The organism is Peribacillus sp. NPDC055009, assembly GCF_053608705.1.
This window is the reverse complement of record NZ_JBSGVZ010000005.1, coordinates 76,346-90,682: the sequence shown is the minus strand read 5'-3', so window position 1 is coordinate 90,682 and position 14,337 is coordinate 76,346. Positions and strand designations below refer to the sequence as shown.

The following is a 14,337-nucleotide window of genomic DNA, read 5'->3' as shown; positions in this document are numbered from 1 at the left end:
TTAGTTCACCCCTTCAACAGTTTAATAATTTTATCAAGCAGCTCTTCTTCTCCAACCCCTGTAATAATAGGTAATGCGTTGACAAGAGGTGTATTTAATTTTGTTTCTACTTGTGAAGTTACTACAATTAAATCAGCTGAGTTATCTAGTGAAGGTAATTCCCCTATGATTGCCTGTTGATACACGACATCAATCCCATGGCCTTTACAATGCTCTACTACTTTCTCTGCTACTACCGTTGAAGTTGCAATCCCACTCGAACACGCAAATACAATATTTTTTTTCATTTTGAAAATCCCCCAATTATTATTTATTGATCAGCAAATCTGTTGTCCGATTTAGTTCACCCTTTTAACAATGTAATAATTTTATCGAGCAATTCTTCTTCCCCAACGCCTGTAATAATAGGTAATGCGTTGACAAGAGGTGTATTTAATTTTGTTTCTACTTGTGAAGTTACTACAATTAAATCAGCTGAGTTATCTAGTGAAGGTAATTCCCCTATGATTGCCTGTTGATACACGACTTCAATCCCATGGTCTTTACAATGTTCTACTACTTTCTCTGCTACTACCGTTGAAGTTGCAATCCCACTCGAACACGCAAATACAACATTTTTTTTCATTTTGAATTCCTCCTGATTTATTATTTTACTCTGCAGTCAATTTCTCTTCTAGATAACTATAAAGATGGGTCTTAGACATACTCGAAATTTCACCTAGAGACCCTTCTTCTTTAATTAACTCAAAAATTTGTTTTAGAATATTTAAATGCTTTGTACTTTTCGACAAACCTAGTAGAAAAATGACTTTCACATTAATACTATTGTTTTTATCCACCATATCTTGAAATAATATTGGTTTATCCAAAACAGCTACAGCAATAGAATCTTGCTTAACATGTTGGGGTTCAGTGTGGGGAATGGCAATTCCCATGTCATAGGTTTCCAAGCCCGTTGGAAAATTTTTTTCTCTTTTTATCAAGCTTTCATAGAAACTATCATGGATAAACCCTTGATCTAAAAGTGAGTCTGCCAGTATCCTTAATGCCTCCTCTTTATTGGATACTTCTAGATCAGTGAAAATAGATTTTTCTGAGATAATAATTTTGGACATTTTCTCGCTCCTTTCGCTTTTTTCATTTAGAAAACTTCTCAATAACCGAGAATATTTCTTTCTTTGTTTCTGCATCTTTTATTTTTTGTATATCTTTTTGGCTCTCTGCCATTCTTCTAAGCTGTAATATAGGGCGAATATGTTGTTCCTTATCCACTGCAGCAATAACGCAAATAAGCTTTACAAAATTCCCACCTTCAAATTCCACTGGTTCATTCAACTTTAAAAAGCTCATACCTACTTGATAAACATCGTTTTCTGGTCTGGAATGGGGAATGGCAATATTTTTTGCTAACATAATATATGTACTATCGTTTTGATATTGTTCGATCATTGCCTCCACATAGTTATGACCAATACAATTGTTTTTTAACAAAGGTTCTGAAGCAAACCATAAAGCTTCTTTCCAATCTTTCACCTTATCTCGGATGTTGATTGTTTCATCATATACCAGGTCCTTAAGCGTTAATTTTGATTTTGTTTCAACATTCGTAGCACTTACAAAGCTATTTTTATTAAAAAAACTACTTAAACCTTTCAATAACCCACTGGAATCTTTGACCTCAGCATGTTTACTAATGACTTGTATAAGTTCGTTTAAATCTACATTGTTAGGTACAAGCCCATATTTTTCATGAAGTATAGTTTTCCTAATCTCGTTTTGCTCTCTCTCATTTATTAAAGATGGAACAATATACTGTTTAATATCAGTAGGTAATCTTTGTGTAGTAAATAAGACATCAATTTTTCCCTTATAATTAGAAAACTCTCTGTGGGACATAGACTCAAGGAACATAAACTCAGGAAATAGGGATTTTAAATTAACTTGCAGTAATTTTGATACTGATACACCATTAGGACAGACAACAGCTGCAATTTTCTTGTGGTTTAGTTGAACACCATGTTGAGTCAACCATCCACCAACAATCATGGTTAAAAAGGTACTCTCACTCTCAGGGATGGGACAGCCCATTAAGGATTCGATAGGACTAGCAGATACCTTGACAATCTCATGTAGATCCTCTAATTTCTCATCGAACTTAATAAACATTGACGTCATCAAACCTAAATTATATTTGATTCTATAATAGGCCGGCTTTACATGAAGGAATAACTTATCTATCAATTCCTGTTTGTTTGGAATATCAATAGCACTAATATTTTCAATAATTTTAACCATCTCAAATAGTGAGCTCTTTAAGTCTGACAACTTATTATCATTCAGAACTTGAGATGAAGATATATTCATAGTTAAAAGCTGCAAAGTAAGAAAAAGTAATTCCTTAGGTGGTATAACCTCAAGTTCAGAGAAAACTTTTGTTACGGCATGATATTCTTTAGTTTCTTTAAGATCAGAGAAATCAATATTAAAATTAGGCTCAAGGATTTTCCCTTGTTTCACTCTATTTATCCAAACAGCAATAATATAAGGTAGTGTCACTAACCTCTCGTCCGTAAATTTTATACTTAAGTGAACTTCAATCTGCTCAAGTTTTTTACGAAGAGTTTCCACCTCTCTATCCTTAAAAGAGGAATACTGTAGTAGAACCTTTTCCCCTTTATAGAATGAGACTATCGACTGGATGACCGTAATTAGTAATCGTCGTTTATCAAACTCTTTACCTTGAATTCTGTAACCGCTTTGGCGTGAGTAAATAATTTTAAGCTGATATTTTTCCAACTCGTATTGAGCTGCCTTTATTGTCCTTAATACAGTATTCTTACCAACTCCAAGCGCTGAGACCAAATGAATTAATGACAATTCCTCGTCTCTACTAAGTAGCATGAGAAGTATAACGGCAATACGCTCATTCTCAGAAAAAATATATATCTCCACATCATTATCATCATTATCAATTGGGAGTATATGCTTTAATGACGAAGAAACAATGAAATTTCCAGTTTTCGTTCTTTCAATTTTTGTTTGGTCTAAACTGCTTAACCAATTATTGATCTTTTCAAAGCTATAATTAATCTGACGCCGATTAATTCCAAGTTTGCTCTCTAAAACCGATAATGTTGTGTTTTGATTATTTAAAATTTCTTGTAATAATTTCATGCTTCTTTCATCAATCACTTAATACTCACCTCCTCCTTGACTTTATTGTAAGCGTTAGCATCATTGTCGGTATACACTATTTCATCCCCTCTTTTTGTATGTGCATTGATTCACATAAAAATGTTGTTTTAATATTAAATTATTTTAAAAAACTTTACGTCAAGTAAAACTATTACTAGTTTTGTATTGCGGAAGAATTTTCACATCACAATCAGAATGAGTTGGTTATTTGACGCAAGCTAGTAAGATCCCTGAAAGATGATTAAGACTATTATCGAACCGACTATCCAATACTTCTGCTTATCGTTTTTCATCATTTCTTCTGCCTTACTTTCACATTCGGTTAATACTGACTTTGGTATCATCTTTAATGCAATAATTATTCCTAATGGAACAAGAATTACATCGTCTAAGTAACCAAGAATAGGTATGAAATCAGGTATTAGGTCTATAGGACTGAATGCATAAGCTACAACACAAGCCGTAAAAACTTTTGCATACCAAGGCACCCGTTCATCTTTACAAGCAAAGTAAAGGATAAAAATCTGTCTTTTTAAATTTCCCGTCCAAGTCTTAATTTTCATAAACATTTTATCTCCTAATTATAGTTAAGAATTTAATTCCATTATAACAAATAGGATTTACACTAACCTCCCTCAAAAAACTAATCACGATTTGCTCTTGAATTCTTACGATTGATAGCCATTTCATTAACCATTATCTATTTAAGATCAGCATTACTCCTCTAGGATAGTTGTTTATCGAAACGCTGTCTTTACCTTTATAGATGTATTGCAAGTAATTCCAATCATTATGTGTTCAAAAAAAGGCATGCTCCCTTTTTCGGGAATCATGCCTTTATGTAAGGAAAATAGATGTTGCAGGAAGTAACTAGCCTTTTCTATCAACATTCTAAATTAAATGATAGGTTTGACTTTGTATAGTATACTTATTGATTTTTTCCATGCTTGGTTCAAAGCCAATACCGGGCAATTCTGGAACACTGATTATTCCGTTTTCCACTGTTACGTCAGGGTCAGTAATATCTTCTGCCCAATAGAGGGAGGAAGCTGCGGTATCGCCGGGAAGCGTGAAGTTAGGCAGTGAAGTGATTGCAATATTATGTGCTCTTCCGATGCCTGATTCCAGCATACCCCCACACCAAAGCGGAATTTCATGTTCAAGACATAAATCATGGATTTTCCTGGATTCAGTCAAACCTCCGACACGGCCAATTTTGATATTAATAATTTTACAGCTGCCCAATTTAATAGCTTTCCTTGCATCCGCTAATGAGTGAATGCTTTCATCCAGGCAAATAGGTGTTTTTAACCTTGACTGTAAATCTGCATGGTCAATGATATCATTATAGGCAAGCGGCTGTTCAATCATCATTAAATTAAAATCATCCAAGGCGGATAACCCGTCTATATCTTGTAAGGTATAAGCTGAATTTGCATCTGCCATGAGCGGGATATCAGGATATACTTTTCTGACCTTGTCTATTAATTCAACATCCCAGCCGGGTTTGATTTTTAGTTTAAAGCGTTTATAGCCTTCACCGAGTCGAGCTTCTATTATATCTAGTGTCGAATCAATCGAATCCTGTATACCGATGCTTACCCCCACTTCAATTTTCTTTTTTGTTCCACCTAACGCATTTGAAAGAGAAGCACCCTGTTTTTTAGCATACAGATCCCAAACAGCACCCTCTAAAGCGGCTTTTGCCATGTAATTGCCGCGAATATGGGTGAAATATTTTTCGGAAATTTCATCAGGATGCTTGATTTCATTTTTAAGGATAATTGGAATTAGATAATCTTCGAGTATATGCCAGTTCGTTTTTAAAGTCTCTTCATTATACAAAGGGTCGAGCATCGCAACCGATTCAGCCCAACCCGAAATGCCATCATCACTTTTTGCTTCCACAAGAATAAAATCCCGATTGTATTCCGTCCCAAAGCTAGTTGTAAAGGGGTGAAGCAAGTCAAGCTTCAGATGCCTTAAAATAACTTGTTTAATTTTCACTAGTAGATTCTCCTTTTGGGGATAAAACTGTTTGCCCCAGTCTTTTTAATAGCTGACAGCAGCATATTGTTAATTCATATTTAAATATAAACCTGCTTATTTCCTTGATAGCACATAAAACTGAACGGGAATTTCCGTCATGGAATTCTTCATAAAATCTGTTACCTGCCATCCTTGCTGAAATAAATCACTAAAAATGTCCCTCGTTTTCATCCGCCATTCATTAGCCGCTTGAATATTTGTGGCTCTTATTGTTCGGAAGTCCTTTGGAATGGCCACAAAAGCTGTATCACATTCTTGTTCAGGCAGCGGAAGAGTGAAAGAAGGAACAGGCACTCCCTCATCAATGGCATCCCATTGGATAAGCGAGTTTTCTATAACAAAGTCCAACGGTAATCCTTGTCCGTTAGAATCCGTTTTCTCCTTTTTACCAATATGCCATTCGACAAGAAAGCGGTCAGAAGGAATTCCGCTGTTTAATAGATCTTCCATTTCACCATAGCAGTTTGGTATATAGGTGGAACATACCCCGCCAAGCTTGGCTATATTTAAATACCCATTAACACTTTCTAATGGATCGTATGTCCAGGTAATTAGGGAATAGCCGAGCTTTATCGCCTCGTCACGTTGTGCTGACTTTAACTTTTCCCCTATACCTTTGTTGCGAAATTGCTCATCAATTCCTAGAATATGTGAACAAAGATAGGCTGATTGCCCATTGAATCCCGGAAAGCTGTATTGAAATCCAATCAGCTTCTCCTCGCAATAAGCTCCTATAACCAAACCTCCGTTTTTCACAGCAGTTATGGTTTGGTGTGAAGGGATTGAGTCGGTTTCTCCCCAAATGGCGGATTCTAGCTTTCTTACTTCCTCTAGCTCTTCAATTCGATGAAGAGAACGAATTGCAATTTCATGTGTATTCGTCATGGTAAACCTCCTATGAAAAGCACAAGCGCCTTGATCGGCCCAACATAAGATGGACAAGTAAGTTCCACAGCTGACGGCTTATCTTGCAAGGCGCTGGAGCTATCTTTTAAATACTTTATGTTTACGAAATACTCTCTTATTTGTTATTCCACTTTACTGAAATCAGCCTCTTGCAATGGAATCACTTTTGTCCTCTTTACGATTTTATAACCTAGAAAAGCCAGGAAAAATAAAGGAAGCCCGATATAAGAAATTAAAATTCCATACCAGTCAATCTCAGGACCGAAAAATGCAGAGTAATTTTGCCCCAGGATAGCCGTAACACATAAAAATGTCGCTAATATCGGACCAAAAGGATACCATTTTGATACATACGGCAAATCTTTTAAATCTCTTCCTTGTGCTATATATGCCTTCCGGAATCGATAATGTGTAATCGAAATTCCTAACCAGGATAAAAAGCCGGATAAACCTGCAGCATTCAGTAACCAATTGTAAATCGTACCTTCACCGAAGAAAGAGGTCAGGAAAGCTGCCATCCCAACGATGGTAGAAAAGTACACAGCATTCACTGGAATGCCGCCTGAATTCACCTTTTTTAGAAACGAAGGAGCTTTGCCTTCTTTCGCCAGCACCCAAAGCACGCGAGAAGCTCCGTACATGGCCGAATTGCCCGCAGAAAGAACGGAAGTAAGAATGACAACATTCATAACAGAGGCAGCGATGGCTAGCCCTGCGTTTTGAAAAACTAGTGTAAAGGGACTTACCGCAATATCTTCAATATTCGAGCTTAACAAACGCGGATCATTATAGCTTATTAAAAATCCAATCACGATTATTGCCAATACATAAAACAAGAGCAGTCTCCAGAAAATTTGCTTAATGGCCTTTGGTATATTTTTTCTTGGGTTTTCACTCTCGCCGGCTGCAATTCCTACTAACTCGGTGCCTTGAAAGGCAAACCCGACCACCATAAAGACACTTATAACGGATAAAAAGCCTCCTTTAAACGGTGCCTCCCCTTTGGTGATATTTTCAAAACCTACAGCATCCCCTCCCATGATTCCTACAATCATTAATAACCCTACTGCGATAAAGATGATAATCGTCAAAACCTTTATAATGGCAAACCAGAATTCTGATTCTCCATATCCTTTTACCGATAAAATATTAAGGCCAAATATGAGTGCAAGAAATAATGCGCTCCAAATGATGCCCGGAACAGAAGGCAGCCAATATTTCATAATAAGGGAGGAAGCTGCTAATTCCAATGCGACTACGATTGCATTGTTATACCAATAGTTCCAGCCGATCGCAAATCCTAAAGCCGGATCGACAAACCTTGATGTATATGTACTAAAAGAGCCTGTAATAGGAATAAGGGCAGCCATTTCGGCTAAGCTTGTCATCAGGAAGAAAACCATGATTCCGGCAATTATATAGGCGGCTACAGCTCCTCCCGGACCCGCAGTATGAATAATGGAACCGCTTGCTAAAAATAGCCCTGTTCCAATGGTTCCGCCGATTGCGATCATTGAAAGATGCCTTGGTTTGAGTTTTCGCTCCAGTTGTTTTTCTTCAGCAGCCGTTTGGTCCCCGGTTTGTGATGATAGTGCGGTATTTTCCATAAAACACCCCTTCATTAATTTTCTAAGTTATTCTCCTGCCGTCATCAATACTGTGTTAATTAAAATTTTCGTTCCATAAATAAGTGCTTTTAAATTGAACATCATATCCGGATGGTGCAGACCAGGCGTTAGATCGCAGCCTAACCCTATCATGGTTGCTGTTAATTCAGGATTTTTGGCTGTATAAAAATGAAAATCCTCGCCTCCTTGAGAAACACAGACCGGAACGACATTTTCCGCCCCAAGGATATCTTCTATTACGGCCTCAGCCAGCTTTATCGCTTTTTCATGCAAGGTTGCAGCGGGGACATATTCTTCGGCTGACCAGGAGATGGATGTTTCAGTTTGTTCCATTGTCTGGTCAATAGCATCCTTCGTTAAGCGATTCAGTTCATTCATTACATCATTAGACTGCGCTCTGGCATCAATAGCAAAGAAAGCTGTTTCCGGGATGACGTTTGATGCTTTGTTGTTTGTTTCAAATTGAGTCATTTTGATGGAATAAGGAGTTTCGGTTTCCAGATTAAGCTGCTGTAATTTTTGGACAAGCAAAGCTGCTGCCTCGATTACATTTATTCCATCTTGCGGACGGGAAGCATGGGCCTGAATGCCTTTGATTGTTCCCCTTATTGTTTCGGCTGAGCCATGGACAATGACGGGGGAAGCCTTCATATAAGGAACTTCCGTACTGGGTCTTACATGAATCCCGAATAAATATGTAACATTCTCCAACGCGCCATCATTGATCATTTGAAGAGCGCCTTCCCCTTTTTCTTCCGCAGGCTGAAATATAAATCGGAGAGTGTGTTTAGGCCGGATTCCGCAGGAGGCAATGGCCAATGCTGTATATAAAACCATTGTGCTATGTGCGTCGTGTCCACATGAATGATTTGCCTTTACAACTCCATCTACTTCCTGAACAAGCGCATCCATATCAGCCCTTAATGCCACAATCTTTTTTGAGATGCCTGGAATCTCGGCAATAATTCCAAAATGGCTCTGAAATGTTTTTACGGTTATTCCCGCGTCCCTAAGACATTTTAAAATATAGCTAGACGTTCTTTTCTCCTGCCAGCTTGGCTCAGCCAAGGAATGCAGGTCATGATAGGACTTCAATAATAATTCTTGATGCTGATCAATATATTGAATCGGGTTCATAATGATGCACCTCCCCCTTTACATGAATTTAAACTCATTCATTAAACACTTCATAACTTGAATATAGCCTTTCTAATTTTTGCTGATGGGTATATATCCGTTTTGCGTCTTTTTGATGTATGCCTGCAATAACCAAGTCCAATAAGCTAATGACGGAAGCGATTGAATTCGTTCCGGTTTCTGCGTTTTCTTCAGTTGTCAGTGCAATATCAGAGATACGGCCAACAGGTGACAGGAGGCGGTCTGTAACTGAAATTAAACAAACTCCTTGTTCTTTTGCACACTCCGCAACTTTTAATGTTTCATTCGCATATCTTGGAAGGGAAAAAACAACTATCACAGATTTGTTAGTGAGGTTACAAAACTTTTCATAGAAGTCGCCTGTTGGTGAACATAAACTTACATTTTCCCTTAATGAACTTAACGTATAGGAGAACCAATAGGCGGCGGCATGGGAAATACGATGCCCTGCAATTAATATTTGGTCAGCCTTGATCAAGACATCGACCGCTTTCCATATATCCTGAACGTTCGTATGATCTAATAGATGTCTTAAAATATGAACTTCGTTTTCTATCACTTTGGTAAATGGATCTTGCTTGTCATCAATGCTAAGAGTGGAATCACTATTGGATATATCCGTTTGGTTTTGGTGCAGCAGCTGTTTTTGAATTCTATCCTGCATTTTACTAAACCCTTCAAATCCCAATGAATAGGAAAACCGAATGACCGTTGTTTCACTAACCTCAGCTTCCCGCCCAATTTGAAAAGCCGTTTTAAAGGCAGCTTGATCCAAATTTTCAATCAGGTAAGCGGCAACCTTTTTTTGACCTGTCGATAGATGGTCAAATCTTTCTTTCACTAATAATTTAAATGGTAGATTTTCCACAATATCACTCCTTTCTGGTGAATCAAATACTTCTTTTTAATAAAATAATGAAGTTAATACTTCTTTGTTTTATACACTATCACAATTTAATTAGAAAAAGAAGAAGTTTTTGATTTTTTTGATAATTATTAACTTCGAACTTCCCTACAGTTTTTTATAAAATAATATTCCCGTAGATTTCCCAAATCCGCTCCCTTTCCGCCGACTGTCTGCCAAGCCTCCTCGACCCAAGCGTCTGTGGGGTCTAGACTAGCCAGTTTTTCGGCAGGAGTGTCGCAAATTTCTTCAACCTAATATGGATTACTGTACAAAAACATGAAGGATAATCCAGTCTTAAACTTGGTTCGGAATGGACCAGCCTGGCAGTTTTTATTTAAAAAACGTTCCCGGTGATTGGATCGGAAGGTGCGAGACTCCTGCGGGAAAAACGTGTCAAGGAGAGACCCCGCAGACGGAAGCCGAGGAGACTCCCCAGACCTCCCGCGGAAAGCAAGTACCTGGAGTCGAAATCGAATCCACCACCAAATTACATTTCTTGGTTGGTGGTGTGACCATTCCCGAACCACCTTTTTAGACAAAGGGTATCTATCTGAATTTTTTATACAAATTTGATTGGATCGGAAGGTGCGAGACTCCTGCGGGAAAAACGTGTCTAGGGGAGACCCCAGGAGGCTCCCCAGACCGCCCGCGGAAAGCGAGTACCTGAAGTGGAAATCAAATCCACCACCATATTACATTTCTTGGTTCGGGTCTCTAATTACTTTATTTGTAAAATCAATAACTTCATTGACATTAAGATATATGTTAGAATATTCTGTAGTTTCAACTTATTCAAGGGGGGCTATTTAATGGGGGAATCATCTAAAGGACACGAACTTTTACAAGTTATAACGGAAGGGAAACAGCCTCCGAATTGTGATTTAACGTTACAGATTGAAGCAAATTATGCCCAGGATGGAATTGCGAGAGGTGTATGGAAAGTAGATGAAAAGTTTATTAACGGAATTGGTGTAGCAATGGGTGGATTTGTCACTTCTGCAGCAGATATTATGATGGCTTATGCGATATCATCTAAATTAAGCATCGGACAATCCTTCGCATCGATTGATTTACATACTACCTTTCATCGACCAGTAAGATTAGGAGACGTACAAGTTGAAGCAAAAGTAGACCGAATCGGAAAAAAAACAGCTTATGTACTTGCAGATTTATTTCAAAATGATAAAAAAGTGGCAAGCGTTGTGTCATCAGTTATGATCCTTTAAACCATAAAAAAAAGCATGTTGCACAAAAAAGCCCTTCGTAACATGCTTCTTTCATTTAGACATTCGATAAAATCAAGAGAGCACAAGATTCACCGCTTCGCCTAATCACCTCATTGTAAATCAATTTTATATTTTCTTTGGATAGACACCTCATCAAACAAGCCATCGCAGCACAGGGCTTTGGAGATCCATGGTGAATAGACCGTAATCAATGACGACCATTTCATCATTCTCGTTATATCCGACATTATCTAAACGCAAATCTATTGGGATAATACCGTGCCTCAGGAATTTTAATTCCAAACTGATCAGTTTCGTATATTCCTTGATTGCAAACGGCACTTTCGTGTCTACCTTCTTCATGATAATCCAGCCCGTCCCATGCTCCTTAACCGGACAAATATCCTTTTTGACTGCCTCATTACAGTTATTATAGATATAAGCTTCATTTGCATTGCTTATTAGTCCTACTTGTGACAATGCAATTTTTAAAATATAGCCATTATTTAAATCATAGACGACCCGATTAAAACCATACCCGATCATTTTATACTTGAACTTTAGCGTTTTTCTGGCGGTAGATACTAATTGTCCAGCGGTTATATAAATTTGGAATTTCCCTATTTGAGATATCCATGACTCAATGGCTTGTATCTCTTGCATGGACAGCATTGCACTTTTATTCGGCTGATGTAACCTTTCCTTACCATTGTTAATTGGCCACAACATTCCCTAAACGTCTCCTTTTTTTAAGATTTATTACTAGAGAGATGGGTTTCCAGTGAGCTGTTACAATAAGAAGATACGATAATAAGTAAAAGATTGTGTTTTGAACATTTTCTGAAAACAAACCACTATTACCCAGTTTCTTACGAATCTCTCTTCGTAACAAGATATGATATTTATGAAAAATGGCTTGTACAATTACTGAGAAATTAACATACAACAAGAATGCCCTGGTATCCCAATGTGTCCAACTCTTCCCATCCGTTGATTCACCTTCCTATACCTTAAGAAAGAGCAGCTGAATTATAGTAAAGTCCGTTTTCCTTTAACAAAAGATATGAAAAGACAGATGACAAATAGTTTGCCATCTGTCCAGCTATACTTTACTTCGACTTAGAATTAATAAAAATTAAATTTTTTTAAAAGTGCGTATGAAGATCAACTAAAAAACTTAAACATCCTCTTTATACTTCAATCCTAAAGCTGTGAGTTCACACAAGGGTTATGTTCGGCTTACAAAAGCGCATTTTTGATCACATACATTAATTTATCTCACTTATTCAAAAACTCTTCTAATTCTTCAGAAGTTGGATAAGAAGACTGTGTACCACGTTTAGTGACACTTAAAGCAGCATATGCTGTAGCCATTTTTATAGCATGAAGTACTTCGCCATTTTTCACAAAGAAATGTGCAAAACATCCTATAAATGCATCTCCAGCGCCAGTAGTATCATTCGCAGTTACTTTATGTGACTCGACAGTTTGAGTTTTTTCCTTTGTTACCCACATGACACCCTTGCTTCCCATTGTCACAATGACATTTTTTACTCCTTTTTTAATTAACCCGGACGCTGCTTCTCTAATTTGGGCCTCAGAGGCCACAGGCATTCCTGTTAAAATCTCCAATTCGCTCTCATTCGGAATAAAAAAGTCACTTTTGCACACATAATCAAAATCAAGTTCTTTTGATGCCGGTGCAGGATTCAAAATGACCGGAATGCCATGCTCATAACCAAATTCAATTGCACGGTAAACGGTTGGAAGCGGGATTTCCAGCTGAAGAACAATTAACGAGGCTGTCTTAAGTTTATCAGTTGCTCGCTCCACGTCTGCCGGCTTCAGGTGTTGGTTTGCTCCCTTAATAATCAGGATGCGATTTTTTGATTCTTGATCGACAAAAATCGGTGCAACACCGCTTGATATGCCGCTGACTTTATTGGTAAACTCAGTATCTATTCCGTGGTTTTCGAGGTTTTGAATGGTGTTATCGGCAAAGAGATCATCGCCAACCTTTGTTACCAACATAACTTTTGAGCCCATTTTGGCAGCTGCCACTGCCTGATTTGCTCCTTTCCCCCCACATCCAATCTTAAAGTCAGGCGCCTCAAGTGTTTCTCCTTCTTTCGGCATCTTATCAATGTATGAGATCAAATCAACCATGTTAGATCCAATTACTGCTATATCCATTTCCTTTTCCCCCTTATTTCTTCCCGGTTATAATTGTGAAAGACCTCTCTTCCCCTACTCCGAGCGTAATCAATGTTCCAGCTTTTTCTGCCGCATTGAAGCCTTCTGGACGGCATGTTGCAGGCAGCACGAATGATGCAACTTGCTGATTTGCATTATGTAATACCCACCTTGTGGCATAATTCAATTCCGCTGTTGAAAAACTTGTAAAGAAAGTAACTCCATCGGGAGAAGCCATTTCAAACTCAACTTCTTCCTGATATAAATTCAGCTCATCCCCAAAAAATACGATCTCTGGATCATACATTTCCGGATTGTTTAATACTGTGAGCGATTCTTCGCCATTTAGCATCTTCTTATTATAAACCAACCATTTTTCTGTCGGCTTTACATGGCCTGGAATCGATTCTCTAAGCTTGAAAACACCGTCTGGAATGTTCTGCTTCATAACGGCATTTTCTAAATATGAATAGTTGGTGTGGCACATATACTGAAGTGGCATTTCTGCACCCGATAAATTTTTTACATTCATGCTCATTTTAATAAAACCTTTTTCTTTGAACATTTCAACACTCGGAGTGGCAAGATAATGGTGACCGAACCCTTTGACATACTCTGTCTGACCAATTACTTTTATACCAATATCCGTTACATCAATCCAAGCTCTATCCATCTCGGCACATGGCATTTCTCCATGCATTTCATGGTCATCATTCGATCCCGGACAGCCATTGCTGATTAATCCAGAATGAAAGGCAAAACATCCATATGTATCTACGATCCTCTCAACCTTTTTAGGTTGAGAGAACATGCTCTTCATTTTAAGATCTACACCGTCAAATTCCAAATCCCAAATCATCTGACCCATATATGGGAGGACAACCATTCTTCCTCGTGAATTTGTTAGCTCAATCGCTTCAATACCTGATGGATAGCGGAATAAGTTTACACCGAATTCATTGTTGGTAAAAAAGACTGTTTTGTTCTCCTTAAAATAGTCCCGTTGCAGTTCAATTGTTCCCATCATGCTTTCCATCCCTTTCCTAATTATATCCAAAAAGGACAGCAAAGTTTA

14 protein-coding genes are annotated in these 14,337 nt (G+C 37.9%); 1 reads left to right on the top strand and 13 read right to left on the bottom strand.

Features of this window, described 5'->3' with window-relative positions:
- Window positions 1–5 precede the first annotated feature (5 nt).
- From ACWF5P_RS10360 to ACWF5P_RS10315, 10 genes are all read right to left on the bottom strand, one after another.
- Window positions 6–287: a PTS sugar transporter subunit IIB gene (locus tag ACWF5P_RS10360; protein WP_101221691.1), complete on the bottom strand. Its 282-nt coding sequence runs from the start codon at window positions 285–287 to the stop codon at window positions 6–8.
- 56 nt (window positions 288–343) lie between these two features.
- A complete protein-coding gene (locus ACWF5P_RS10355) occupies window positions 344–625 on the bottom strand; it encodes a PTS sugar transporter subunit IIB (protein ID WP_072272825.1) in 282 nt (93 codons plus the stop codon).
- 25 nt (window positions 626–650) lie between these two features.
- Window positions 651–1,115, bottom strand: a complete 465-nt coding sequence (locus ACWF5P_RS10350; RefSeq protein ID WP_157830959.1) for a PTS sugar transporter subunit IIA — start codon at window positions 1,113–1,115, stop codon at window positions 651–653.
- A gap of 22 nt (window positions 1,116–1,137) precedes the next feature.
- Window positions 1,138–3,192, bottom strand: a complete 2,055-nt coding sequence (locus ACWF5P_RS10345; protein WP_434169295.1) for a BglG family transcription antiterminator — start codon at window positions 3,190–3,192, stop codon at window positions 1,138–1,140.
- A gap of 221 nt (window positions 3,193–3,413) precedes the next feature.
- Window positions 3,414–3,764: a YkvA family protein gene (locus ACWF5P_RS10340; RefSeq protein WP_452444839.1), complete on the bottom strand. Its 351-nt coding sequence runs from the start codon at window positions 3,762–3,764 to the stop codon at window positions 3,414–3,416.
- Window positions 3,765–4,086: 322 nt separating this feature from the next.
- Complete coding sequence (menC, locus tag ACWF5P_RS10335; RefSeq protein ID WP_452444838.1) at window positions 4,087–5,202, bottom strand: o-succinylbenzoate synthase; 1,116 nt, start codon at window positions 5,200–5,202, stop codon at window positions 4,087–4,089.
- 96 nt (window positions 5,203–5,298) lie between these two features.
- Complete coding sequence (locus ACWF5P_RS10330) at window positions 5,299–6,129, bottom strand: GNAT family N-acetyltransferase (RefSeq protein ID WP_260357294.1); 831 nt, start codon at window positions 6,127–6,129, stop codon at window positions 5,299–5,301.
- Between the two features lie 143 nt (window positions 6,130–6,272).
- Window positions 6,273–7,757 carry an amino acid permease gene (locus tag ACWF5P_RS10325; RefSeq protein WP_452444837.1) on the bottom strand — a complete coding sequence of 495 codons (1,485 nt, stop codon included), beginning with the start codon at window positions 7,755–7,757 and terminating at the stop codon, window positions 6,273–6,275.
- 27 nt (window positions 7,758–7,784) lie between these two features.
- The gene (locus ACWF5P_RS10320) at window positions 7,785–8,915 is read right to left on the bottom strand and encodes an amidohydrolase (RefSeq protein WP_452444836.1); all 1,131 of its coding nucleotides are present in this window, start codon (window positions 8,913–8,915) and stop codon (window positions 7,785–7,787) included.
- A 34-nt stretch (window positions 8,916–8,949) separates the two neighbouring features.
- On the bottom strand, window positions 8,950–9,804 hold the full coding sequence (locus ACWF5P_RS10315; protein WP_427572883.1) for a MurR/RpiR family transcriptional regulator: 855 nt from the start codon (window positions 9,802–9,804) through the stop codon (window positions 8,950–8,952).
- A gap of 848 nt (window positions 9,805–10,652) precedes the next feature.
- Between ACWF5P_RS10315 and ACWF5P_RS10310 the strand changes: the two genes are divergently transcribed.
- Window positions 10,653–11,069 carry a PaaI family thioesterase gene (locus tag ACWF5P_RS10310; RefSeq protein ID WP_137018010.1) on the top strand — a complete coding sequence of 139 codons (417 nt, stop codon included), beginning with the start codon at window positions 10,653–10,655 and terminating at the stop codon, window positions 11,067–11,069.
- Between the two features lie 153 nt (window positions 11,070–11,222).
- Here the strand turns inward: ACWF5P_RS10310 and ACWF5P_RS10305 are convergent, their stop codons facing one another.
- The 3 genes from ACWF5P_RS10305 to ACWF5P_RS10295 form a co-directional block, all read right to left on the bottom strand.
- Window positions 11,223–11,798 (bottom strand): hypothetical protein, encoded by a 576-nt coding sequence (locus ACWF5P_RS10305; protein ID WP_452444835.1) that lies wholly within the window; start codon window positions 11,796–11,798, stop codon window positions 11,223–11,225.
- A gap of 549 nt (window positions 11,799–12,347) precedes the next feature.
- The gene (gene rbsK, locus ACWF5P_RS10300) at window positions 12,348–13,262 is read right to left on the bottom strand and encodes a ribokinase (RefSeq protein ID WP_434169290.1); all 915 of its coding nucleotides are present in this window, start codon (window positions 13,260–13,262) and stop codon (window positions 12,348–12,350) included.
- 13 nt (window positions 13,263–13,275) lie between these two features.
- Window positions 13,276–14,289 (bottom strand): aldose 1-epimerase family protein, encoded by a 1,014-nt coding sequence (locus ACWF5P_RS10295; RefSeq protein ID WP_434169289.1) that lies wholly within the window; start codon window positions 14,287–14,289, stop codon window positions 13,276–13,278.
- Window positions 14,290–14,337 lie beyond the last annotated feature (48 nt).